Raw genomic sequence first — 22,729 nt, forward strand, 5'->3', positions numbered from 1 at the left:
CCCCGGTCTCTTAAAACGGGGGCCATTCCGGCCCGTTGTGGACGAACCAGGTAACACGACATGAAACGTACTTTCCAACCAAGCACTATCAAACGCGCTCGTACCCACGGTTTCCGTGCTCGCATGGCTACCAAAAACGGCCGCGCAGTCCTGTCGCGTCGTCGCGCCAAAGGTCGTGCGCGTCTGGCAGTTTGATAATCCGGTACTGGAGGTGAGTCAGGACTTCAGTCGGGAAAAGCGCTTGCTGACCCCCCGGCATTTCAAGGCAGTCTTTGACTCCCCTACCGGCAAGGTTCCGGGGAAAAATCTCCTGCTCCTTGCACGCACCAACGATCTCGATCACCCCCGTCTCGGGCTGGTTATCGGGAAAAAGAGTGTGAAACTCTCCGTTGAGCGAAATCGCCTCAAACGTCTGATGCGCGAATCGTTTCGCCTCCACCAGGATTCTCTGGTTGGGTGGGATATCGTGATCGTCGCGCGCAAAGGTTTGGGCGAAGTAGAAAACCCCGAATTGATTCAGCATTTCGGCAAACTCTGGAAACGTCTGGCACGCAGCAAGCCAGAGCCAGCAGTCAAAGCCGAAACTGTAGGGGTAGACAGCACTGATGCGTAAACTGGCACTCGTTCCGATCCAGTTTTATCGCTATGCCATTAGTCCTCTGATGGCCAGTCACTGTCGTTTCTACCCCAGTTGTTCCTGCTACGCGTATGAAGCCATTGAAAATCATGGCCTTCTGCGCGGTGGCTGGCTGACCTTTCGTCGTTTAGGTCGCTGTCATCCGTGGAATCCCGGTGGTTATGACCCGGTTCCGCCTATCCCTACCTCCCGTTCTTCTTCGATGGCCGAGTAATCATGGATATTAAACGCACGATCCTGATCGTCGCCCTGGCAATCGTGTCCTACGTCATGGTCCTGAAATGGAACCAGGACTACGGCCAGGCTGCCCTGCCGACTCAGAATGTTGCTGCCAATCAGAATGCCCCGGCTATTCCGGACGGTACCAACGCTTCCGCCAGTGCCGATGTACCCAGCGCAAATACCGATACCAGCACCCCTACCGAAACTCCGGTAGTGGCTAGTAAAGATCTCATCCACGTAAAAACGGATGTGCTCGAACTGGCTATCGATCCTCAGGGTGGTGATATCGCCCAACTGATGCTGCCGCTGTATCCACGTCGCCAGGACCATCCGGAAATTCCGTTCCAGCTGTTCGATAACGGCAGTGAACGTACTTATCTGGCGCAAAGTGGCCTGACCGGTACCAACGGTCCTGATGCTCGCCCGACCGGTCGTCCGGTTTACTCGTCCGAACAGAAGACTTATCAACTGGCTGATGGCCAGAACCAGCTCAACGTTGACCTCAAATTCAGCGATGGCGGTGTCAATTACATCAAGCGCTTCAGCTTCACTCGCGGTTTGTACGATCTGAAAGTTACTTATCTGATCGACAACACCAGCGACAAGGCCTGGACTGGCAACCTGTTTGCCCAGCTCAAGCGTGATGCCAGTGCCGATCCTTCTTCCACCACAGCCACCGGCACCGCCACTTACCTGGGCGCCGCCCTGTGGACAAGTGCAGAGCCGTACAAAAAAGTGTCGATGAAAGATATCGACAAGGCTGCGCTGAAAGAAACCGTCAATGGTGGCTGGGTCGCCTGGCTGCAACACTACTTCGTAACGGCCTGGATTCCAGCCAAGAACGACAGCAACGTGGTGCAGACTCGCAAAGACAACCAGGGCAACTACATCATCGGTTTCACTGGCCCGGCTTTGACCATTGCGCCAGGTGCCAAGGCTGAAACCAGCGCAACCCTGTACGCTGGTCCGAAAAGCCAGGCAGTACTGAAAGAGTTATCCCCAGGTCTGGAACTGACGGTCGACTACGGCATTCTGTGGTTCATCGCTCAACCGATCTTCTGGCTGCTGCAACATATCCACGCCATTGTGGGTAACTGGGGCTGGTCGATCATCTTCCTGACCATGCTGATCAAAGGGATCTTCTTCCCGCTGTCGGCTGCCAGCTACAAGTCCATGGCCCGCATGCGTGCAGTGGCGCCAAAACTGGCTGCGCTGAAAGAGCAACATGGCGATGACCGGCAGAAAATGTCGCAAGCCATGATGGAGCTGTACAAGAAAGAGAAGATCAATCCGCTGGGTGGTTGCTTGCCAATCCTCGTGCAGATGCCGGTTTTCCTCTCGCTGTACTGGGTACTCCTGGAAAGCGTGGAAATGCGCCAAGCGCCATTCATGCTGTGGATTACCGACCTGTCGATCAAGGATCCGTTCTTCATTCTGCCGATCATCATGGGTGCAACCATGTTCATCCAGCAGCAGCTGAACCCGACTCCTCCGGATCCGATGCAGGCCAAGGTGATGAAGCTGATGCCAATCATCTTCACCTTCTTCTTCCTGTGGTTCCCTGCGGGCCTGGTGCTGTATTGGGTTGTGAACAACTGCCTGTCGATCGCACAACAGTGGTACATCACTCGCAAAGTTGAAGCGGCGACAAAAAAAGCCGACGCGTAACTTGCTCAGTATGTAACCATTCAAAACGCCCCCTCGTGGGGCGTTTTGCTATCTGCCATTTTTATCGGGATATCGGTTTATGAGCGCTCCTCGTGAAACCATCGCCGCCGTCGCCACCGCCCAGGGCCGTGGGGGCGTCGGTATCGTTCGTATTTCCGGGCCGCTGGCGCGTCATGCGGCACAGGCCATCAGTGGTCGCGAGCTGAAGCCGCGTTTTGCCCATTACGGTCCGTTTCTCAGCGCCGAGGATGAAGTCCTGGATGAAGGTATTGCCCTGTATTTCCCAGGGCCCAACTCCTTCACCGGTGAAGACGTGCTGGAACTGCAAGGCCACGGCGGACCGATTGTCCTGGACATGTTGCTGCAGCGTTGCCTGCAACTGGGTTGTCGTCTGGCCCGGCCAGGGGAATTCAGCGAGCGCGCGTTCCTCAACGACAAGCTCGACCTGGCCCAGGCCGAAGCCATTGCCGACCTCATCGAGGCCAGCTCCGCGCAAGCCGCACGCAATGCCCTGCGTTCTCTGCAAGGGGCGTTTTCCCAGCGTGTGCATAACCTCACCGAACAATTGATTGCCTTGCGTATCTACGTCGAAGCGGCGATCGACTTCCCGGAAGAGGAGATCGATTTCCTTGCCGATGGCCATGTGCTGTCCATGCTCGATGCCGTGCGCGAGGAGTTGGCCAAGGTATTGCGTGAAGCTGGGCAGGGCGCGTTGTTGCGCGATGGCATGACCGTGGTCATCGCCGGCCGTCCGAATGCCGGCAAGTCGAGCCTGCTCAATGCATTGGCCGGTCGTGAAGCCGCGATCGTCACCGAGATCGCCGGCACCACCCGGGACATCCTGCGCGAACATATCCACATCGATGGCATGCCGCTGCACGTGGTCGACACTGCGGGTCTGCGCGATACCGATGACCAGGTCGAGAAGATTGGCGTGGAGCGGGCGTTGAAGGCGATCAGCGAAGCCGACCGGGTGTTGCTGGTGGTCGACGCTACGGCCCCTGAAGCCCTTGATCCATTTGCCCTGTGGCCTGAGTTCCTGGAACAGCGCCCAGAGCCGGGCAAAGTCACCCTGATCCGCAACAAGGCCGACCTCACGGGTGAGGCCATTGGGCTGCAGGTCTGCGACGATGGGCACGTCACCATCAGCCTCAGTGCCAAGTCGGCAGGTGAAGGCCTGGAGCTACTGCGTGACCACCTCAAGGCCTGCATGGGCTACGAGCAGACCTCAGAAAGCAGTTTCAGCGCCCGTCGCCGTCACCTTGAAGCCTTGCGCCATGCCAGTGACTCCCTGGAACATGGGCGTGCGCAGCTGACATTGGCCGGCGCCGGCGAGTTGTTGGCCGAAGATTTGCGCCAGGCACAGCAGTCACTGGGTGAAATTACCGGTGAATTCAGCTCAGATGACCTGCTGGGCAGGATCTTTTCCAGCTTCTGCATCGGTAAATAACGCTCCCTTCCCAAGATAGGAGCCTGCGATCTAGTCATCTTTTGATGCTTCTACCCGTGCTTGCGTCTCTCTCGGGCGGATGAATCGTTAAAAGATCGCAGGCTTTCACCTGCTCCTACCGCTGTTAATCCATTTTTCTTCTTCCGTTGCCATGGGATTTTTTCGCCAGGGTGGTTTTCCCGTGGGCGAGATTTGCCTTTTTACGGTTTTTCTGTGGATTAAGCCCTGTGAATAACTGCCACTAAGGTCAGTTGATAACAGGGCCTGAAAACTGAGTAAAACTGCCTCTGTGGATAACCACCTCATTCATCCACAGGCTTAGACCGGTTATCCCATGCCCTCAAGGCCACATGACCACAGACTTTCAAACCGCTGTACACATTGTAAATAAAGGCTTGTAGGATTCTATCCACAGAAATGTAGCTGTATAGAAATAAACATAAAAACAAAGATCTTATAAATTTCTTTCTTTTTAATTTCTATTGTTCGTGACTTACCCACAGCTGGTTAAATTTTGTGCAAAGGGTTCTTTAGGAAGGGCGAAGTCCCTATACTTGTCGACCAGGTCCAAAAACCTGAGCTCAAACCATTTCTGAATTACCTAACTGAAGCAGGCACGAGGTGCGTGGTGGATTTCCCTTCCCGTTTTGAAGTGATCGTCATCGGCGGCGGTCATGCCGGTACCGAGGCAGCACTTGCATCAGCACGTATGGGGGCAAAAACCCTGTTGCTGACGCATAACGTGGAAACCCTCGGTGCCATGAGCTGCAACCCCGCAATTGGCGGGATCGGCAAAAGCCACCTGGTCAAGGAAATCGACGCCCTCGGCGGCGCGATGGCCATGGCCACCGATAAGGGTGGTATCCAATTTCGCGTGTTGAACAGCCGCAAAGGCCCAGCCGTGCGCGCTACTCGCGCCCAGGCCGACCGCGTGTTGTACAAGGCAGCGGTTCGCGAGATTCTCGAGAACCAGCCGAACCTGTGGATATTTCAACAGGCAGCGGACGACCTGATCGTTGAGCAGGAGCAGGTACGCGGTGTTGTCACCCAAATGGGCCTGCGTTTCTTCGCCGACTCCGTGGTTTTGACGACCGGTACTTTCCTCGGTGGACTTATCCACATCGGTTTGCAGAATTTTTCCGGCGGTCGCGCCGGTGATCCGCCGTCGATTGCCCTGGCTCACCGTCTGCGTGAACTGCCGCTGCGCGTGGGTCGCTTGAAAACCGGTACGCCACCGCGCATTGATGGCCGATCTGTGGATTTCTCGGTGATGACCGAGCAACCCGGTGATACGCCGATCCCGGTGATGTCGTTCATGGGCAACAAGGAACAGCATCCCAAGCAGGTCAGTTGCTGGATTACCCACACCAACGCCCGTACCCACGAAATCATCGCCGCGAACCTCGACCGTTCGCCGATGTATTCCGCTGCCGGTGAGATTGAAGGCATTGGTCCGCGTTACTGCCCATCGATCGAAGACAAGATCCACCGTTTTGCCGACAAGCAAAGCCACCAGGTGTTTATCGAGCCGGAAGGTCTGACCACCCACGAGCTTTACCCGAATGGGATATCCACAAGCTTGCCGTTCGACGTGCAATTGCAGATCGTGCAATCGATCCGCGGCATGGAGAACGCGCACATCGTGCGTCCGGGCTACGCGATCGAGTACGACTACTTCGATCCACGCGACCTGAAGTACAGCCTGGAAACCAAGGTGATCGGCGGTCTGTTTTTCGCCGGGCAGATCAACGGCACCACCGGTTACGAAGAAGCCGGCGCCCAAGGTTTGCTGGCCGGGGCCAACGCCGCACTGCGTGCACAGGGCAAAGACGCCTGGTGCCCGCGTCGCGATGAAGCCTACATCGGCGTATTGGTCGACGATCTGATTACCCTCGGGACCCAGGAACCGTATCGGATGTTCACTTCCCGCGCCGAATACCGGTTGATCCTGCGCGAAGACAACGCCGACCTGCGCTTGACCGAAAAAGGTCGCGAGCTGGGCCTGGTCGATGACGCGCGTTGGGCAGCATTCTGCAAAAAACGCGAAAGCATCGAACTCGAAGAGCAGCGCCTGAAAAGTACCTGGGTTCGCCCGGGCACCGAGCAAGGCGATGCGATTGCGGAAAAATTCGGCACCCCGCTGACCCACGAATACAACTTGCTGAACCTGCTGACCCGTCCGGAAATCGACTACGCTGGCCTGATCTCGGTCACCGGCATAGGTGCAGACGATCCACAGGTTGCCGAGCAGGTCGAGATCAAGACCAAATACGCCGGTTACATCGATCGCCAACAGGATGAAATCGCTCGTCTGCGGGCCAGCGAAGACACCAAACTGCCTGTGGATATCGATTACACGACCATCTCCGGTCTCTCCAAGGAGATCCAGGGCAAGCTCGGTGCAACCCGTCCGGAAACACTGGGCCAGGCTTCGCGGATTCCGGGCGTGACGCCGGCAGCCATTTCGCTGTTGATGATTCATTTGAAAAAACGCGGCGCGGGCCGTCAGTTGGAGCAAAGCGCTTGAGTTCGTTGGTCACCTTGCAACACGCCGAAGAGTTATCCACAGGTGCACGCCAGCTCGGTGTCAACCTGAGTGAAGCCCAGCACGCCCAATTGCTGGGTTACCTGGCCCTGTTGATCAAATGGAACAAGGCCTACAACCTCACCGCGGTGCGTGATCCGGACGAAATGGTCTCGCGCCATTTGCTCGACAGCCTGAGCGTGATGTCCTTCATCGAAAACGGCCGTTGGCTGGATGTCGGCAGTGGCGGCGGCATGCCGGGTATTCCCTTGGCTATCCTGTTTCCCGAGTCGCAAGTCACTTGCCTGGACAGCAATGGCAAGAAAACCCGCTTCCTGACCCAGGTCAAACTCGAACTCAAACTGGATAACCTGCAAGTTATCCACAGTCGCGTCGAAGCCTTCCAGCCTGAGCTGCCATTCAACGGGATCATCTCCCGGGCCTTCAGCAGCATGGAGAATTTCAGCAACTGGACGCGCCACCTCGGCGACACCGATACACGTTGGCTGGCAATGAAGGGCGTTCATCCCGCGGATGAGCTGGTAGCATTGCCGGCAGACTTCCACCTCGATAGCGAACACGCCTTGGCCGTACCTGGTTGCCAAGGCCAACGCCATCTGCTGATACTGCGCCGCACGGCATGATTGGGAACACAAGCAAGAATGGCTAAGGTATTCGCGATAGCGAACCAAAAGGGTGGTGTGGGCAAAACCACCACCTGCATCAACCTCGCAGCATCCCTGGTCGCCACCAAGCGCCGGGTGCTGTTGATCGATCTCGATCCACAGGGCAACGCCACCATGGGTAGCGGTGTGGATAAACACGGCCTGGAAAACTCGGTCTACGACTTGTTGATCGGCGAATGCGACCTGACCCAGGCCATGCATTTCTCCGAACACGGTGGTTACCAGCTGTTGCCGGCGAACCGCGACCTGACCGCGGCGGAAGTGGTCCTGCTGGAAATGCAGATGAAGGAAAGCCGCCTGCGCAGCGCCCTGGCGCCGATTCGCGAGAGCTATGACTACATCCTGATCGACTGCCCGCCGTCGCTGTCGATGCTCACCCTGAATGCATTGGTCGCCGCAGATGGGGTCATTATCCCCATGCAGTGTGAATACTTTGCACTCGAAGGCTTGAGCGACCTTGTGGATAACATCAAGCGCATCGCCGAACTGCTGAACCCGAACCTCAAGGTCGAAGGCCTGCTGCGGACCATGTATGACCCGCGCCTGAGCCTGATGAACGATGTTTCGGCCCAGCTCAAGGAACACTTCGGCGAGCAGTTGTACGACACGGTCATCCCACGCAACATCCGCCTGGCCGAAGCACCCAGCTATGGCATGCCTGCGCTGGCGTACGACAAATCATCGCGAGGCGCGATTGCCTACCTGGCATTGGCAGGCGAGATGGTTCGCCGTCAACGCAAAAACTCACGTGCCGCCGCTGCTCAGGCAACTTAAGGAATCCCCATGGCCGTCAAGAAACGAGGTCTCGGACGTGGACTGGATGCACTGCTGAGTGGTCCGACTGTCAGCTCGCTGGAAGAACAGGCCGTGCAGGCCGACTTGCGCGAGCTGCAGCACTTGCCACTGGACCTGCTCCAGCGCGGCAAGTACCAGCCCCGCCGGGACATGGACCCGCAGGCGCTGGAAGAGCTGGCGCAGTCGATCAAGAGCCAGGGCGTGATGCAGCCGATCGTGGTTCGTCCCATCGGCGCCGGGCGCTTTGAGATCATTGCCGGTGAGCGCCGCTGGCGCGCCAGTCAACAGGCCGGGCAGGAAACCATCCCGGCGATGGTGCGTGACGTGTCGGATGAAACCGCTATCGCCATGGCCCTGATCGAGAACATCCAGCGCGAGGACCTCAATCCAATCGAGGAAGCTGTCGCCCTGCAGCGTTTGCAGCAGGAGTTCCAGCTGACTCAGCAGCAAGTGGCCGAAGCCGTGGGCAAGTCCCGGGTGACAGTCGCTAACCTGTTGCGCCTGATTGCCTTGCCAGAAGTCATCAAGACCATGTTGTCCCACGGCGACCTGGAAATGGGTCATGCCCGTGCTTTGCTCGGGTTACCGGAAAATCAACAGGTTGAAGGGGCGCGACACGTTGTCGCACGGGGCCTCACCGTACGCCAGACAGAAGCCCTGGTTCGCCAGTGGCTCAGTGGCAAGCCGGAGGTCGCCGAACCGGTCAAGGCCGACCCGGATATCGCCCGCCTTGAACAGCGTCTGGCAGAGCGCCTAGGCTCTGCGGTGCAGATCCGCCACGGGAAGAAGGGAAAAGGTCAGTTGGTAATCGGCTATAACTCACTGGATGAGCTTCAAGGTGTCCTTGCACACATCCGCTGAAACATTTCCTCATGTAGCGTGCAGTCGGAAATCACTACCTGACAGTTGAATAGGGGCTGAACCGCCCCTATACTCTGCGCGCATTTTGTCGGCACAAATTATGCCAAGTTATTGAATTCTGGCAGCCGACCTTTGAGGAGCAAGATCGATGGAAAGCCGCACGCCAAACCGCTTGCCGTTCCATCGCCTGGCGGTTTTTCCGGTGTTACTGGCTCAATTTGTCGTTTTGCTGCTGGCCGCTTTGGCGCTTTGGCAATGGCATGGAGTCGTAGCCGGGTACTCAGGACTCTGCGGAGGCCTGATAGCCTTGCTTCCCAATGTTTATTTCGCTCATAGGGCATTTCGGTTTTCCGGGGCCCGGGCAGCTCAAGCCATCGTCCGGTCTTTTTATGCCGGCGAGGCGGGCAAACTGATTTTGACGGCAGTGCTTTTTGCATTGACGTTCGCAGGTGTGAAGCCACTGGCGCCGTTAGCAGTCTTCGGCGTCTTTGTGTTGACCCAACTGGTCAGCTGGTTCGCTCCCCTGCTGATGAGAACAAGACTTTCGAGACCTTAGGGCGTTTGAGGCAACCATGGCAGAAACAACCGCTTCGGGCTATATCCAGCACCACTTGCAGAACCTGACCTTCGGTCAGCACCCTACCGGCGGCTGGGGCTTTGCCCACACCGCAGCAGAAGCCAAAGAAATGGGCTTCTGGGCTTTCCACGTCGATACCCTCGGCTGGTCGGTCGCATTGGGTCTGATTTTCGTACTTCTTTTCCGCATGGCGGCGAAGAAAGCGACTTCCGGTCAACCAGGTGCTTTGCAGAACTTCGTTGAAGTATTGGTCGAATTCGTCGATGGCAGCGTGAAAGACAGCTTCCATGGCCGTAGCCCGGTGATTGCACCGCTGGCACTGACCATCTTCGTCTGGGTCTTCCTGATGAACGCCGTCGACCTGATCCCGGTTGACTGGATTCCTCAGCTGGCCATGATGATCTCTGGCGATCCGCACATTCCGTTCCGTGCCGTATCGACCACTGACCCGAACGCTACCCTGGGCATGGCCCTGTCGGTGTTCGCGTTGATCATTTTCTACAGCATCAAGGTCAAGGGCATCGGCGGTTTCATCGGCGAACTGACCCTGCACCCGTTCGGCAGCAAGAACGTCTTCGTTCAAGCCCTGCTGATCCCGGTGAACTTCCTGCTGGAGTTCGTGACGCTGATCGCCAAGCCAATCTCGCTGGCCCTGCGTCTGTTCGGCAACATGTATGCCGGCGAACTGGTGTTCATTCTGATCGCTGTGATGTTCGGCAGTGGTCTGCTCTGGCTTAGCGGCCTGGGCGTAGTTCTGCAGTGGGCGTGGGCTGTGTTCCACATCCTGATCATCACCCTGCAGGCGTTTATCTTCATGATGCTGACCATCGTCTACCTGTCGATGGCGCACGAAGAGAACCATTAAGACCAGCTTAGGCTAGTCTGATGTCCCTCTCGTCTCGGCGGGAGGGGGCCCATCACGGGCACGATGAAACGATTTGTTTTACCGCTTTAATCTAAAAAACCTAAACCATACGACGTAAAAGTCGGGAGGAAAGATGGAAACTGTAGTTGGTCTAACCGCTATCGCTGTTGCACTGTTGATCGGCCTGGGCGCACTGGGTACCGCAATTGGTTTCGGCCTGTTGGGCGGCAAGTTCCTGGAAGGCGCAGCGCGTCAGCCAGAAATGGTTCCAATGCTGCAAGTTAAAATGTTCATCGTTGCCGGTCTGCTCGACGCCGTAACCATGATCGGTGTTGGTATTGCTCTGTTCTTCACTTTCGCGAACCCATTCGTTGGTCAACTCGCTGGCTAATCACTCGAACCTTCGAGTGATTGGTGTGATGTGCAACGAACGAGCGAGGTGTTGGCGTGAACATTAATGCAACCCTGATTGGCCAGTCCGTTGCGTTCTTAATTTTTGTACTTTTTTGCATGAAGTTCGTGTGGCCTCCGGTCATTGCGGCTTTGCACGAACGTCAGAAGAAGATCGCGGATGGACTGGACGCTGCCGCCCGAGCAGCTCGCGACCTGGAGTTGGCCCAAGATAAAGCGGGTCAACAACTGCGCGAAGCAAAAACTCAGGCAGCCGAAATCATTGAGCAAGCCAAGAAGCGCGGCAATCAGATCGTTGAAGAGGCTGTTGAAAAAGCCCGTATCGACGCTGAACGCGTAAAGGTTCAGGCTCAGGCCGAGATCGAGCAGGAAATCAACAGTGTCAAAGACGCGCTGCGTACCCAACTGGGTGCACTGGCCGTTGGCGGCGCCGAGAAGATCCTGGGTGCCACAATCGATCAAAACGCGCACGCGGAGCTGGTAAACAAACTGGCTGCTGAAATTTAAGCGAGGGCGATCATGGCAGAATTGACCACGTTGGCCCGACCTTACGCTAAGGCAGCCTTCGAGCACGCCCAGGCCCACCAGCAACTGGCCTCTTGGTCAGCCATGCTCGGCCTGGCTGCAGCAGTGTCGCAAGACGACACCATGCAGCGCGTGCTCAAGGCCCCGCGACTGACGAGCGCAGACAAGGCCGCCACGTTTATTGACGTGTGCGGCGACAAGTTTGATGCCAAGGCACAGAACTTCATCAACATCGTTGCCGAAAACGACCGTCTCCCGCTGTTGCCGGAGATCGCCGCTCTGTTTGACCTGTACAAGGCTGAACAAGAGAAGTCGGTAGATGTAGAAGTCACCAGTGCTTTTGCATTGAACCAAGAACAGCAAGACAAACTCGCCAAGGTTCTCAGTGCACGACTCAACCGGGAAGTGCGCCTGCAAGTTGCGGAGGATGCCGCCCTGATTGGTGGTGTCATCATTCGCGCCGGCGACCTGGTAATCGATGGCTCGATTCGCGGAAAACTCGCGAATCTTGCCGAAGCATTGAAATCTTGAGTTTGAAGGGGCAGCAGAGCAATGCAGCAACTCAATCCTTCCGAAATAAGTGAAATTATCAAGGGCCGCATCGAAAAGCTCGATGTGACCTCCCAAGCCCGTAACGAAGGCACTGTCGTCAGCGTATCTGACGGTATCGTGCGGATTCACGGTCTGGCCGACGTAATGTACGGCGAGATGATCGAGTTTCCGGGCGGCGTCTTCGGTATGGCTCTCAACCTGGAGCAGGACTCCGTAGGTGCCGTTGTATTGGGCGCATACCAGTCCCTGGCTGAAGGCATGAGCGCCAAGTGCACCGGCCGCATCCTCGAAGTTCCGGTTGGTAAGGAACTGCTGGGTCGCGTAGTCGACGCACTGGGTAACCCAGTTGACGGCAAAGGTCCGCTGAACAACACCGAGACCGATGCGGTCGAGAAAGTTGCTCCAGGCGTGATCTGGCGTAAGTCGGTAGACCAGCCTGTACAGACTGGCTACAAGGCTGTCGATGCCATGATCCCAGTCGGCCGTGGCCAGCGTGAGCTGATCATCGGTGACCGTCAGATCGGTAAAACCGCTCTGGCGATCGACGCGATCATCAACCAGAAAGACAGCGGCATCTTCTGCGTATACGTAGCGATCGGTCAGAAACAATCGACCATCGCCAACGTGGTTCGCAAGCTGGAAGAAAACGGCGCACTGGCTAACACCATCGTCGTGGCTGCGAGCGCCTCGGAATCTGCAGCACTGCAGTTCCTGGCACCGTACTCCGGTTGCACCATGGGTGAATTCTTCCGCGACCGCGGTGAAGACGCGCTGATCGTTTATGACGATCTGTCCAAGCAAGCAGTGGCTTACCGCCAGATTTCCCTGCTGCTGCGCCGTCCACCAGGCCGTGAAGCTTACCCAGGCGACGTGTTCTATCTCCACTCCCGTCTGCTGGAGCGCGCATCCCGCGTTTCGGAAGAATACGTAGAGAAGTTCACCAACGGCGCAGTGACCGGCAAAACCGGTTCCCTGACCGCACTGCCGATCATCGAAACCCAGGCTGGCGACGTTTCCGCGTTCGTTCCGACCAACGTGATTTCCATCACCGACGGTCAGATCTTCCTGGAATCGGCCATGTTCAACTCCGGGATCCGTCCTGCTGTGAACGCCGGTGTTTCGGTATCCCGTGTGGGTGGTGCCGCTCAGACCAAGATCATCAAGAAGCTGTCCGGTGGCATCCGTACCGCTCTGGCTCAGTACCGTGAACTGGCGGCATTCGCCCAGTTCGCTTCTGACCTGGACGAAGCGACCCGTAAGCAACTTGAGCATGGTCAGCGCGTTACCGAGCTGATGAAGCAGAAGCAATACGCACCAATGTCGATTGCTGACATGGCGCTGTCGCTGTATGCCGCTGAGCGTGGGTTCCTGACTGACGTTGAAATCGCCAAGATCGGCAGCTTCGAACAAGCGCTGATTGCTTTCTTCAACCGCGATCACGCCGATTTGATGGCGAAGATCAACGTGAAGGGTGACTTCAATGACGAAATCGACGCTGGCATGAAAGCCGGTATCGAGAAGTTCAAGGCCACCCAAACCTGGTAAGCCGCAGCGGGAGCCGCAAGGCTCCCGCTTGCTAACCTGATAGGTGTTACATGGCAGGCGCAAAAGAGATTCGCAGTAAGATTGCGAGCATCAAAAGCACGCAAAAGATTACCAGCGCCATGGAAAAAGTGGCGGTCAGCAAAATGCGCAAGGCACAAATGCGCATGGCTGCTAGCCGTCCTTACGCGGAGCGCATCCGCCAGGTTATTGGTCATCTGGCCAACGCCAACCCGGAATATCGCCACCCCTTCATGATCGACCGTGAAATCAAGCGCGTCGGTTACGTAGTAGTGAGCAGTGACCGTGGTCTGTGTGGTGGCTTGAACACCAACCTGTTCAAGGCCCTGGTCAAGGACATGGCGGTAAACCGCGAAAATGGCGTCGAGATCGATCTGTGTGTTGTTGGTAGCAAGGGTGCGGCTTTCTTCCGCAACTTCGGCGGTAACGTCGTAGCAGCTATCAGCCACCTGGGTGAAGAGCCATCGATCAATGATCTGATCGGCAGCGTCAAGGTGATGCTGGATGCCTACCTGGACGGCCGTATCGACCGCCTGAGCGTGGTATCCAACAAGTTCATCAACACCATGACGCAACAGCCTACCGTGGAGCAGTTGATTCCGCTGGTGGCAACCCCGGATCAAGGACTCAAGCACCACTGGGACTATCTCTACGAACCGGATGCCAAGGAGCTGCTGGACGGCTTGATGGTCCGTTACGTGGAGTCGCAGGTCTACCAGGCGGTGGTCGAGAACAACGCAGCTGAACAAGCGGCGCGGATGATCGCAATGAAGAACGCTACCGACAACGCCGGTGACTTGATCAGCGATTTGCAGCTGATCTACAACAAGGCGCGTCAGGCTGCGATCACCCAAGAGATCTCGGAAATCGTCGGCGGCGCTGCCGCGGTTTAACGGTTCAAATATTCAGAGGATCCAGCTATGAGTAGCGGACGTATCGTTCAAATCATCGGCGCCGTTATCGACGTGGAATTTCCACGCGACAGCGTACCGAGCATCTACAACGCGCTGACAGTTCAAAGCGCGGCCGCAACCACTCTGGAAGTTCAGCAACAGCTGGGCGACGGCGTGGTTCGTACCATTGCGATGGGCTCCACCGAGGGCTTGAAGCGTGGTCTGGACGTCATCGACTCCGGCGCAGCCATTTCCGTACCAGTCGGTAAAGCGACCCTGGGCCGGATCATGGACGTTCTGGGCAACCCGATCGACGAAGCAGGTCCAATCGACACCGAAGAGCGCTGGGGCATTCACCGTCCTGCGCCAACTTTCGCAGAACAAGCGGGCGGCAACGACCTGCTGGAAACCGGCATCAAGGTTATCGACCTGGTTTGCCCGTTCGCCAAGGGCGGTAAAGTTGGTCTGTTCGGTGGTGCCGGTGTAGGCAAAACCGTAAACATGATGGAACTGATCCGTAACATCGCCATCGAGCACAGCGGTTATTCCGTGTTCGCCGGTGTGGGTGAGCGTACTCGTGAGGGTAACGACTTCTACCACGAGATGAAGGACTCCAACGTTCTGGACAAAGTGGCACTGGTTTACGGTCAGATGAACGAGCCGCCGGGTAACCGTCTGCGCGTAGCACTGACTGGCCTGACCATGGCCGAGAAGTTCCGTGACGAAGGTAACGACGTTCTGCTGTTCGTCGACAACATCTATCGTTACACCCTGGCCGGTACTGAAGTATCCGCACTGCTGGGCCGTATGCCTTCTGCAGTAGGTTACCAGCCGACCCTGGCTGAAGAGATGGGTACTCTGCAAGAGCGCATCACTTCGACCAAAAACGGTTCGATCACCTCGATCCAAGCGGTATACGTACCTGCGGATGACTTGACTGACCCGTCGCCAGCGACCACCTTCGCCCACTTGGACGCCACCGTCGTTCTGTCCCGTGACATCGCTTCCCTGGGTATCTACCCAGCGGTAGACCCACTGGACTCGACTTCGCGTCAGTTGGACCCGAACGTGATCGGTCAGGACCACTACGACACCGCTCGCGGCGTACAGTATGTTCTGCAGCGTTACAAAGAACTGAAGGACATCATCGCGATCCTGGGTATGGACGAGCTGTCGGAAGCCGACAAGCAGTTGGTAAACCGTGCTCGTAAGATCCAGCGTTTCTTGTCGCAGCCGTTCTTCGTGGCTGAAGTCTTCACCGGTGCTTCGGGTAAATACGTTTCCCTGAAAGACACCATTGCTGGCTTCAAAGGCATCCTCAACGGTGACTACGACCACCTGCCAGAACAAGCGTTCTACATGGTTGGCGGCATCGAAGAAGCGATCGAGAAAGCCAAGAAACTGTAATCCAGGCGCCCGGCGACGGGCGCTAATTTAGGTTGAGGCAATCAGATGGCTATGACAGTCCATTGCGACATCGTCAGCGCGGAAGGAGAAATCTTTTCCGGTCTGGTCGAGATGGTGATTGCGCACGGTGCACTGGGTGATCTTGGTATCGCTCTGGGTCACGCGCCGCTGATCACTAATCTGAAACCGGGTCCGATCCGCCTGATCAAGCAAGGCGGGGAAGCCGAGGTGTTCTACATCTCCGGTGGTTTCCTCGAGGTTCAGCCGAATATGGTCAAGGTACTTGCCGATACCGTGCAACGTGCTGCCGACCTGGATGAAGCCTCCGCTCAGGAAGCCGTCAAGGCTGCCGAGAAGGCCCTGCATGAGCGCGGCGCCGAGTTCGATTACGGCTCTGCTTCCGCACGTCTGGCCGAGGCTGCAGCTCAGCTGCGCACCGTCCAGCAGATCCGCAAGAAGTTCGGCGGCTAATCGCCTCCCGCTTGTTGTGTGATTGATTAAAAAGGGTAGCCTCGGCTACCCTTTTTCTTTTTCTGCAATTCACCATTTGGTCGCAGCCGCTGACCATCCCGGATTGGTAGCCAGTCATGTCATTAGAAATCGTTATCCTCGCCGCAGGTCAAGGCACCCGCATGCGTTCAGCCTTGCCCAAGGTGCTTCATCCCGTGGCAGGTAACTCGATGCTTGGCCATGTTATCCACAGCGCCCGGCAACTCCAGCCCGAGCGCATTCACGTGGTGATCGGCCATGGTGCCGACGCCGTGCGTGAGCGCCTGGCGGCGGATGACCTGAATTTTGTCCTGCAGGACCAGCAATTGGGTACCGGGCATGCCGTGGCCCAGGCTGTGCCGTTCATCACGGCCGACACCGTATTGATTCTCTACGGCGATGTGCCGCTGATCGAAGTCGAGACCCTGCAACGTCTGCTTACCCACGTAGCGCCGCAGCAATTGGGCTTGTTGACCGTCGAGCTGGATGACCCGACCGGCTATGGCCGGATCGTGCGTGACTCGGCTGGCAAAGTCACCGCCATCGTCGAGCAAAAAGACGCCAATGAGACCGAGCGGGCCATCACCGAAGGCAATACCGGGATTCTCGCGGTGCCTTTCGAGCGTTTGGGTGACTGGATGAGCCGGTTGTCCAACAACAACGCCCAAGGCGAGTACTACCTGACTGACATAATTGCCATGGCCGTCAGCGATGGCCTGGTGGTGGCTACCGAACAACCCCACGACGCCATGGAAGTGCAGGGCGCCAACGACCGCAAGCAACTCGCCGAACTCGAGCGTCATTACCAGCTGCGCGCGGGTCGCCGACTGATGGCCCAGGGTGTGACATTGCGCGATCCGGCCCGGTTTGATGTGCGTGGCGAAGTGACCGTCGGTCGGGATGTGCTGATTGATATCAACGTGATTCTCGAGGGTCGCGTGGTCATCGAGGACGACGTCGAGATCGGCCCGAACTGCGTGATCAAGGACAGCACCCTGCGCAAAGGCGTGGTGGTCAAGGCCAACAGTCACATTGATGGCGCGATTCTGGGGGAAGGCAGCGATGCCGGCCCGTTCGCCCGCCTGCGTCCGGGCACGGTCCTGGAAGCGCGGGCCCATGTGGGTAACTTTGTCGAACTGAAAAATGCCCATCTCGGCGAAGGCGCCAAGGCCGGCCACCTGACCTACCTGGGTGACGCTGAAATCGGTGCGCGCAGCAACATCGGCGCAGGCACCATCACCTGCAACTACGACGGCGCCAACAAATGGAAAACCGTGCTGGGCGAAGACGTGTTCATTGGCTCCAACAACTCCCTGGTTGCGCCTGTGGATATCTCTGCCGGTGCAACCACCGCGGCTGGGTCAACGATCACCACCAATGTGGATAAGTTCCAACTGGCAGTGGCCAGGGCCAGGCAGAAAAATATCGACGGTTGGAAACGCCCGGAGAAGATCAAGAAGGTCTGATTTATCCACAGGCTGATGATCCACCACCTTCGCGGGCAAGCCCCCCTCCCGGTAGGAGCAGGGCTTGCCCGCGAAGCTTTTTTCTTCTTTCCCGCTTGACGAAGTTTCGCTGATAGGTTTTTATTGCTTTCGTTATCTTTCGAAACGAAACTTACCAAGCCATGTCGAAACGCAACACGCCCCTACGCCGACACAATATCCTTGCCTTGCTCACCGAGCAGGGTGAAGTCAGTGTGGATCAATTGGCCAAACGCTTCGAAACCTCGGAAGTGACGATTCGCAAGGATCTGGCTGCACTGGAAAGCCATGGCCTGCTGCTGCGCCGTTATGGCGGCGCAATCACCATGCCCCAGGAGCTGGTCAGCGATCCCGGCCAGCCGGTTTCCCATTACAAACAGGCCATCGCTCGCGCCGCCGTGCAGCGGATTCGCGAGCATGCGCGCATCATCATCGATAGCGGCAGTACCACGGCAGCGATGATTCCCCATCTGGGCCTGCAACCTGGCCTGGTGGTCATGACCAACTCTCTGCATGTGGCCAACGCCTTGAGCGAATTGGAACACGAGCCTGTGCTGTTGATGACCGGCGGAACCTGGGACCCACATTCAGAGTCATTCCAGGGGCAGGTGGCCGAACAGGTCCTGCGCTCTTATGATTTTGACCAGTTGTTCATCGGTGCCGACGGCATCGACCTGGTGCGCGGTACCACCACCTTCAATGAGCTACTCGGCCTCAGCCGGGTCATGGCCGATGTAGCCCGCGAAGTGATCGTGATGGTCGAATCCGACAAGATCGGACGCAAGATCCCTAACCTGGAGCTGCCATGGAGCAGCGTCCATACCCTTATTACCGATGACCGCCTGCCCATCGAAGCGCGCGATCAGATTCAGGCCCGCGGCATTCACTTGATTTGCGCGGCAGTCAGCCAGGAGAAATAGCATGTGTGGAATTGTCGGCGCAGTTGCGGAACGTAATATCACCGCCATTTTGCTCGAAGGCCTCAAGCGCCTCGAATACCGCGGCTATGACAGCGCCGGTGTGGCAGTCTTCACCAACGACAATACGTTGGAGCGAGTGCGTCGGCCGGGCAAGGTCAGCGAACTGGAGCAGGCTCTGGAAACCACACCACTGGTCGGCCGCCTGGGTATCGCCCACACCCGCTGGGCAACTCACGGCGCCCCGTGCGAACGTAACGCCCACCCGCATTTTTCCGGCGACCTGGCGGTGGTGCACAACGGCATCATCGAGAACCACGAAGCCCTGCGCGAACAACTCAAGGCCCTGGGTTATGTGTTCACCTCGGACACCGATACCGAAGTCATCGCCCACCTGCTCAACCACAAGCTCAAGGATCAGCCTGACCTGACCGTTGCCCTCAAGGCCACGGTCAAGGAACTGCACGGTGCCTATGGTTTGGCCGTGATCAGCGCCCAACAGCCGGATCGCCTGGTTGCCGCCCGCAGTGGCAGCCCGCTGGTAATCGGCCTGGGCCTGGGCGAGAACTTCCTCGCCTCCGACCAACTGGCATTGCGTCAGGTAACCGACCGCTTCATGTACCTGGAAGAAGGCGACATCGCCGAAATCCAGCGTGACCGCGTGCAGATCTGGGATGTCGACGGCCAGGCCGTGGAACGCGAGTCGGTACAGTACCGCGACAGCGCCGAATCGGCCGAAAAGGGCGAGTACCGCCATTACATGCTCAAGGAAATCCACGAGCAGCCGTCCGTGGTCCAACGCACCCTGGAAGGGCGCCTGAGCCAGGACCAGGTGCTGGTCCAGGCCTTCGGCCCGCAAGCCGCCGAGCTGTTTGCCAAAGTGCGCAACGTGCAGATCGTCGCCTGTGGCACCAGTTACCACGCCGGCATGGTTGCCCGGTACTGGCTCGAAGAGCTGGCCGGCATCCCGTGCCAGGTCGAAGTCGCCAGCGAGTTCCGCTACCGCAAGGTGGTGGTGCAACCCGATTCCCTGTTCGTGACCATCTCCCAGTCCGGCGAAACCGCCGACACCCTGGCCGCCCTGCGTAACGCCAAGCAGCTGGGCTTCCTCGCCAGCCTGGCAATCTGCAACGTCGGCATCAGTTCCCTGGTGCGTGAATCCGACCTGACCCTGCTGACCCAGGCCGGTCGTGAAATCGGTGTGGCTTCGACCAAAGCCTTCACCACCCAGCTAGTCGGCCTGCTGCTGTTGACCCTGTCCCTGGGTCAGGTCCGCGGCACCCTCGCCCCGGGCGTGGAGGCCGAGCTGGTCGAAGAGCTGCGTCGCCTGCCGATCCGCCTGGGCGAAGCCCTGGCCATGGACGGTATCGTCGAGAAAGTCGCGGAACTGTTCGCAGACAAGCATCACTCCCTGTTCCTGGGCCGTGGCGCACAGTTCCCGGTGGCCATGGAAGGGGCACTCAAACTCAAGGAAATCTCCTACATCCACGCCGAAGCCTATCCGGCGGGCGAGCTCAAGCACGGTCCATTGGCCCTGGTCGACAACGATATGCCAGTGGTCACCGTGGCGCCGAACAACGAGCTGCTGGAGAAACTCAAATCCAACCTGCAGGAAGTTCGTGCCCGTGGCGGCCAGTTGGTGGTGTTTGCCGACGAACAAGCCGGCATGAGCAATGGCGAAGGCACCCACGTGGTGAACATGCCGCATATCCACGACACCCTGTCGCCGATCCTCTACACCATTCCGTTGCAACTGCTGTCGTACTACGTCGCCGTGCTCAAGGGCACTGACGTCGACCAGCCACGCAACCTGGCGAAGTCGGTGACTGTGGAATAAGTTATCCACAGAGAAATAAAAACTGAAGCTACGAAATAAAGTCTGTCGCTGGCTCCTACGTCTCCCGGTCCGGTAGCTAGCGACGCTTTCCTCCGCTCCTCCCCGCTCTCGGCGTAGCTCAAGGTTTAAAAGCCCTAAATGATCCTATCCATTCAGCCTGAGGATGCTCCCTATGAAAGCAGCATCGCGCTGCAAGGTTTTCGCATCGCAGTCCAGTACCTTTACCGCCTCTTTCCAAGTACCAAACTGCCTCATTGTCCGAACCGCCAACGCCGCTTGAACGCGTCTGGTTGAACTGGCCTAATGATCCCGGACACCTCTTAAGGGCGATATGATTCGCCCAATCAGGAGGTTCCATGCAAGAGCGAAAGACCTACACCCGCGAGTTCAAGCAACGTGCTGCAAGCATGGTTCTTGATGATAGCTGTTCAGTTCCTGACGTCTGTGCATCGATGGACGTTGGGCCTACGGCTCTGCGCCGCTTGATTGATCAGGTTCGCAAAGAACGTCAGAAAGGGCAGCCAGTGGCAGGTACTAAGGCAATCAGCGACGAACAGCGAGAGCTTCAACAGCTGCGAGCCAAGATCAAGCGCCTGGAGACCGAGGCTGAAATCTTAAAAAAGGCTACGGCTCTCTTGATGTCGGATCCCGATCGTTTTTCCTGATCGAGGAGCTGAGAGAGTCGAGCTCATATCCGACCCGCCTTCTTTGTAGTGTGCTGAGCGTTTCCCGCAGCGCGTTTTATGACTGGCTTAAGCGTCGCTCAGCGCCGAATACCAAGCGTGATGCACTCAGAGCAAAAGTCGTGCAACTGCATGACGAAAGCCGGGAAAGTGCAGGCGCGCGGATGATCTCTCAGCACTTGAAGGCCCAGCAGTGTTGGCACCGATGTGGAATTAACCTAGTTTCCGAGGTGCCGCTGACCCAGCCTGATTCTTCCCGGCCATTGTCTGTGCTGGGTTTATGCCGATCTAGAGGTGGGTTAGTCGGCGTCGGCACATGGGTCAATTCGGCATCAGCGTCAACATATCGTCATAGGGGGCGCGGCACGATGTGAGACCAGGGTGTTGGAGCTGATGCCGAATTGACCCAGGTGCTGATGAATCGCCGACCGTATACCAATTGGCAAAAATAGACCGTAGTAAAAGGTCTACTACGCATCAGTCTAGGTCATTGCAATTTCGGCAAGTGGGTCAACTCCATATCACTGAAAACAGGCTATGGTTGCTTTCTGAGACCTTCCACTTCGACCTGCAGCAGTTTGGATTCTTTAAGTAGCTTATTCATCATGTCGAAGCAGCTCAGTCTGTAGTCATGTATTTCTTTGTCTGTGAATAGCTGCTTACCGTTCAGATCCCAGGTTTTCCGGTCATTATTTGTTGCTATCGTGCATCTCTCTGCCTCGCTCGACCAGAATTTTATTTCTTCAAACTTTGCCGCGGCTTGTATGCTAAGGATCTGAGCTTTTGCTAGCGCCTCTTGATGTTTGGCGCTTTCTTCTAAAGCGCTCTTCGTTGCTGATAGTTCTTCTTTTTGACTCAAATATGCTTTTATTAAAAAATACAATGCAATAAGCGAAGTTAATGGGTTAATTAAGCCGCCAAAGTAATCGCCAATGGTGCCCCAGTCGCCTGGAGACTTAGAAAATGGATAATCGTGCAAATTAAATATGTAAACTCCAGCCACTGAAGCAATGTAGAAAACTATAGCCGCCCACATCCATTTTTCATTCCATTTCATTGTTGTGTCTCCAATTTAGTCAAGGCAAACGTTATAGTCGATTTTTAGCTGGGTTGGCTTTGAGTAACTTCCTAGTAGGGCTTCTTCACCTACTCGAAGCTTAAAATTTTCGGCGTCAGAGAAAAGATGTTGACTTATCAGAATGTGCCTAGCCAAAGGCATATCGATTCCGGGTAGAAAGCGTGCGGTGATGCGGCTTATAGGTGAGCACTAAAAGCTGATCAGTCTCAGGCCACTCTCAGTATCACTCTAGGTCAGGGAGAAAACGCCGCGGTTCGGCAGGCTTCCTCTTTAGCTTCTTTTTGCCAACCTCTGTGGCCTTGGCTCCTTTCTTAGAGGCACTCGGCTGCACCAGCATCACCGTGAACCTTTTCACCCCCCGTTCTTTGAGGAAGGCCGCTGCCAGGGTTAGATTTTTAAAGACCCTTGGGCTACCGCGCTGGGTGAACAGTGTGTGCTGCAGACCTGAATGCCTAATCTGGAGCGTGAAGCCGGTCGCCTGAGCTACGAACCGGACTCGACACTCGGAGACCCCCAGATGGTCATGCAGCTGACCTTCGAGGATCGACAAATCACGACCAGTCATATCATTTCCTTAATTTCTATTTCAATATTCCATTATCACG

Annotated in this window: 24 protein-coding genes; 22 read left to right on the forward strand and 2 right to left on the reverse strand. The window is 56.8% G+C overall.

Going from position 1 to position 22,729, the window contains the following annotated elements; all coding sequences use genetic code 11:
* The first annotated feature begins 60 nt into the window (after window positions 1-60).
* The 22 genes from rpmH to ACM6IP_RS06660 all read left to right on the forward strand — a co-directional run bounded on the left by rpmH (window position 61) and on the right by ACM6IP_RS06660 (window position 21,028).
* Complete coding sequence (rpmH, locus tag ACM6IP_RS06555; protein ID WP_003213577.1) at window positions 61-195, forward strand: 50S ribosomal protein L34; 135 nt, start codon at window positions 61-63, stop codon at window positions 193-195.
* A 16-nt stretch (window positions 196-211) separates the two neighbouring features.
* Window positions 212-613 carry a ribonuclease P protein component gene (gene rnpA, locus ACM6IP_RS06560; protein WP_202982093.1) on the forward strand — a complete coding sequence of 134 codons (402 nt, stop codon included), beginning with the start codon at window positions 212-214 and terminating at the stop codon, window positions 611-613.
* Complete coding sequence (gene yidD, locus ACM6IP_RS06565) at window positions 606-851, forward strand: membrane protein insertion efficiency factor YidD (protein ID WP_010465488.1); 246 nt, start codon at window positions 606-608, stop codon at window positions 849-851. Before rnpA ends, yidD begins: the two co-directional genes overlap by 8 nt.
* A 2-nt stretch (window positions 852-853) precedes the next feature.
* Window positions 854-2,527 (forward strand): membrane protein insertase YidC, encoded by a 1,674-nt coding sequence (yidC, locus tag ACM6IP_RS06570; protein WP_095165071.1) that lies wholly within the window; start codon window positions 854-856, stop codon window positions 2,525-2,527.
* A 79-nt stretch (window positions 2,528-2,606) separates the two neighbouring features.
* Window positions 2,607-3,977, forward strand: a complete 1,371-nt coding sequence (gene mnmE / locus ACM6IP_RS06575; protein WP_159998700.1) for a tRNA uridine-5-carboxymethylaminomethyl(34) synthesis GTPase MnmE — start codon at window positions 2,607-2,609, stop codon at window positions 3,975-3,977.
* A 628-nt stretch (window positions 3,978-4,605) separates the two neighbouring features.
* Entirely contained in the window at window positions 4,606-6,504 is a 1,899-nt protein-coding gene (mnmG, locus tag ACM6IP_RS06580; protein ID WP_159998698.1) for a tRNA uridine-5-carboxymethylaminomethyl(34) synthesis enzyme MnmG, read from the forward strand.
* Complete coding sequence (rsmG, locus tag ACM6IP_RS06585; RefSeq protein ID WP_095165069.1) at window positions 6,501-7,145, forward strand: 16S rRNA (guanine(527)-N(7))-methyltransferase RsmG; 645 nt, start codon at window positions 6,501-6,503, stop codon at window positions 7,143-7,145. The genes mnmG and rsmG overlap by 4 nt, the downstream gene beginning before the upstream one ends.
* 18 nt (window positions 7,146-7,163) lie before the next feature.
* A complete protein-coding gene (locus ACM6IP_RS06590; RefSeq protein ID WP_095165068.1) occupies window positions 7,164-7,961 on the forward strand; it encodes a ParA family protein in 798 nt (265 codons plus the stop codon).
* Window positions 7,962-7,970: 9 nt separating this feature from the next.
* Window positions 7,971-8,843: a ParB/RepB/Spo0J family partition protein gene (locus ACM6IP_RS06595; protein WP_095165067.1), complete on the forward strand. Its 873-nt coding sequence runs from the start codon at window positions 7,971-7,973 to the stop codon at window positions 8,841-8,843.
* A gap of 148 nt (window positions 8,844-8,991) precedes the next feature.
* Window positions 8,992-9,399, forward strand: a complete 408-nt coding sequence (locus ACM6IP_RS06600) for a F0F1 ATP synthase subunit I (RefSeq protein WP_095165066.1) — start codon at window positions 8,992-8,994, stop codon at window positions 9,397-9,399.
* Between the two features lie 16 nt (window positions 9,400-9,415).
* On the forward strand, window positions 9,416-10,285 hold the full coding sequence (gene atpB, locus ACM6IP_RS06605; RefSeq protein ID WP_095165065.1) for a F0F1 ATP synthase subunit A: 870 nt from the start codon (window positions 9,416-9,418) through the stop codon (window positions 10,283-10,285).
* 133 nt (window positions 10,286-10,418) lie between these two features.
* Window positions 10,419-10,676, forward strand: a complete 258-nt coding sequence (gene atpE, locus ACM6IP_RS06610; protein ID WP_002555987.1) for a F0F1 ATP synthase subunit C — start codon at window positions 10,419-10,421, stop codon at window positions 10,674-10,676.
* Between the two features lie 56 nt (window positions 10,677-10,732).
* On the forward strand, window positions 10,733-11,203 hold the full coding sequence (locus tag ACM6IP_RS06615; protein WP_095146191.1) for a F0F1 ATP synthase subunit B: 471 nt from the start codon (window positions 10,733-10,735) through the stop codon (window positions 11,201-11,203).
* A 12-nt stretch (window positions 11,204-11,215) separates the two neighbouring features.
* The gene (locus ACM6IP_RS06620) at window positions 11,216-11,752 is read left to right on the forward strand and encodes a F0F1 ATP synthase subunit delta (protein WP_095165064.1); all 537 of its coding nucleotides are present in this window, start codon (window positions 11,216-11,218) and stop codon (window positions 11,750-11,752) included.
* 21 nt (window positions 11,753-11,773) lie between these two features.
* On the forward strand, window positions 11,774-13,318 hold the full coding sequence (gene atpA / locus ACM6IP_RS06625) for a F0F1 ATP synthase subunit alpha (protein WP_095165063.1): 1,545 nt from the start codon (window positions 11,774-11,776) through the stop codon (window positions 13,316-13,318).
* 50 nt (window positions 13,319-13,368) lie between these two features.
* Window positions 13,369-14,229, forward strand: coding sequence for a F0F1 ATP synthase subunit gamma (gene atpG / locus ACM6IP_RS06630; RefSeq protein ID WP_042556891.1), 861 nt, complete (start codon window positions 13,369-13,371; stop codon window positions 14,227-14,229).
* A 27-nt stretch (window positions 14,230-14,256) separates the two neighbouring features.
* Window positions 14,257-15,636, forward strand: a complete 1,380-nt coding sequence (gene atpD, locus ACM6IP_RS06635) for a F0F1 ATP synthase subunit beta (protein ID WP_095165062.1) — start codon at window positions 14,257-14,259, stop codon at window positions 15,634-15,636.
* Between the two features lie 45 nt (window positions 15,637-15,681).
* Window positions 15,682-16,107, forward strand: coding sequence for a F0F1 ATP synthase subunit epsilon (locus ACM6IP_RS06640; RefSeq protein ID WP_095165061.1), 426 nt, complete (start codon window positions 15,682-15,684; stop codon window positions 16,105-16,107).
* Between the two features lie 116 nt (window positions 16,108-16,223).
* Entirely contained in the window at window positions 16,224-17,591 is a 1,368-nt protein-coding gene (gene glmU, locus ACM6IP_RS06645) for a bifunctional UDP-N-acetylglucosamine diphosphorylase/glucosamine-1-phosphate N-acetyltransferase GlmU (RefSeq protein WP_414861173.1), read from the forward strand.
* 161 nt (window positions 17,592-17,752) lie between these two features.
* A complete protein-coding gene (locus ACM6IP_RS06650) occupies window positions 17,753-18,529 on the forward strand; it encodes a DeoR/GlpR family DNA-binding transcription regulator (protein ID WP_401127153.1) in 777 nt (258 codons plus the stop codon).
* 1 nt (window position 18,530) lies between these two features.
* Window positions 18,531-20,363 (forward strand): glutamine--fructose-6-phosphate transaminase (isomerizing), encoded by a 1,833-nt coding sequence (gene glmS / locus ACM6IP_RS06655; protein ID WP_414861174.1) that lies wholly within the window; start codon window positions 18,531-18,533, stop codon window positions 20,361-20,363.
* A gap of 356 nt (window positions 20,364-20,719) precedes the next feature.
* Window positions 20,720-21,028, forward strand: coding sequence for a transposase (locus tag ACM6IP_RS06660; protein WP_414861175.1), 309 nt, complete (start codon window positions 20,720-20,722; stop codon window positions 21,026-21,028).
* A 553-nt stretch (window positions 21,029-21,581) separates the two neighbouring features.
* Here the strand turns inward: ACM6IP_RS06660 and ACM6IP_RS06665 are convergent.
* On the reverse strand, window positions 21,582-22,103 hold the full coding sequence (locus tag ACM6IP_RS06665; RefSeq protein WP_414861176.1) for a hypothetical protein: 522 nt from the start codon (window positions 22,101-22,103) through the stop codon (window positions 21,582-21,584).
* A 244-nt stretch (window positions 22,104-22,347) separates the two neighbouring features.
* Window positions 22,348-22,689, reverse strand: coding sequence for a hypothetical protein (locus tag ACM6IP_RS06670; protein WP_057438326.1), 342 nt, complete (start codon window positions 22,687-22,689; stop codon window positions 22,348-22,350).
* Between the last annotated feature and the right edge of the window lie 40 nt (window positions 22,690-22,729).

This window comes from Pseudomonas sp. IT-P176 (assembly GCF_949767245.1).
Lineage (GTDB): Bacteria > Pseudomonadota > Gammaproteobacteria > Pseudomonadales > Pseudomonadaceae > Aquipseudomonas.

What these genes read in the sequence shown, in the direction of transcription:
- ACM6IP_RS06650 (WP_401127153.1), top strand. Translation starts at nt 17,753, where the DNA reads ATGTCGAAACGCAACACGCCCCTACGCCGACACAATATCCTTGCCTTG.
- glmS (WP_414861174.1), top strand. Translation starts at nt 18,531, where the DNA reads ATGTGTGGAATTGTCGGCGCAGTTGCGGAACGTAATATCACCGCCATT.
- rpmH (WP_003213577.1), top strand. Translation starts at nt 61, where the DNA reads ATGAAACGTACTTTCCAACCAAGCACTATCAAACGCGCTCGTACCCAC.
- ACM6IP_RS06640 (WP_095165061.1), top strand. Translation starts at nt 15,682, where the DNA reads ATGGCTATGACAGTCCATTGCGACATCGTCAGCGCGGAAGGAGAAATC.
- atpE (WP_002555987.1), top strand. Translation starts at nt 10,419, where the DNA reads ATGGAAACTGTAGTTGGTCTAACCGCTATCGCTGTTGCACTGTTGATC.
- yidC (WP_095165071.1), top strand. Translation starts at nt 854, where the DNA reads ATGGATATTAAACGCACGATCCTGATCGTCGCCCTGGCAATCGTGTCC.
- atpB (WP_095165065.1), top strand. Translation starts at nt 9,416, where the DNA reads ATGGCAGAAACAACCGCTTCGGGCTATATCCAGCACCACTTGCAGAAC.
- atpA (WP_095165063.1), top strand. Translation starts at nt 11,774, where the DNA reads ATGCAGCAACTCAATCCTTCCGAAATAAGTGAAATTATCAAGGGCCGC.
- ACM6IP_RS06595 (WP_095165067.1), top strand. Translation starts at nt 7,971, where the DNA reads ATGGCCGTCAAGAAACGAGGTCTCGGACGTGGACTGGATGCACTGCTG.
- mnmE (WP_159998700.1), top strand. Translation starts at nt 2,607, where the DNA reads ATGAGCGCTCCTCGTGAAACCATCGCCGCCGTCGCCACCGCCCAGGGC.
- ACM6IP_RS06660 (WP_414861175.1), top strand. Translation starts at nt 20,720, where the DNA reads ATGCAAGAGCGAAAGACCTACACCCGCGAGTTCAAGCAACGTGCTGCA.
- ACM6IP_RS06670 (WP_057438326.1), bottom strand. Translation starts at nt 22,689, where the DNA reads ATGACTGGTCGTGATTTGTCGATCCTCGAAGGTCAGCTGCATGACCAT.
- ACM6IP_RS06590 (WP_095165068.1), top strand. Translation starts at nt 7,164, where the DNA reads ATGGCTAAGGTATTCGCGATAGCGAACCAAAAGGGTGGTGTGGGCAAA.
- yidD (WP_010465488.1), top strand. Translation starts at nt 606, where the DNA reads ATGCGTAAACTGGCACTCGTTCCGATCCAGTTTTATCGCTATGCCATT.
- ACM6IP_RS06665 (WP_414861176.1), bottom strand. Translation starts at nt 22,103, where the DNA reads ATGAAATGGAATGAAAAATGGATGTGGGCGGCTATAGTTTTCTACATT.
- glmU (WP_414861173.1), top strand. Translation starts at nt 16,224, where the DNA reads ATGTCATTAGAAATCGTTATCCTCGCCGCAGGTCAAGGCACCCGCATG.
- ACM6IP_RS06600 (WP_095165066.1), top strand. Translation starts at nt 8,992, where the DNA reads ATGGAAAGCCGCACGCCAAACCGCTTGCCGTTCCATCGCCTGGCGGTT.
- atpD (WP_095165062.1), top strand. Translation starts at nt 14,257, where the DNA reads ATGAGTAGCGGACGTATCGTTCAAATCATCGGCGCCGTTATCGACGTG.
- atpG (WP_042556891.1), top strand. Translation starts at nt 13,369, where the DNA reads ATGGCAGGCGCAAAAGAGATTCGCAGTAAGATTGCGAGCATCAAAAGC.
- ACM6IP_RS06620 (WP_095165064.1), top strand. Translation starts at nt 11,216, where the DNA reads ATGGCAGAATTGACCACGTTGGCCCGACCTTACGCTAAGGCAGCCTTC.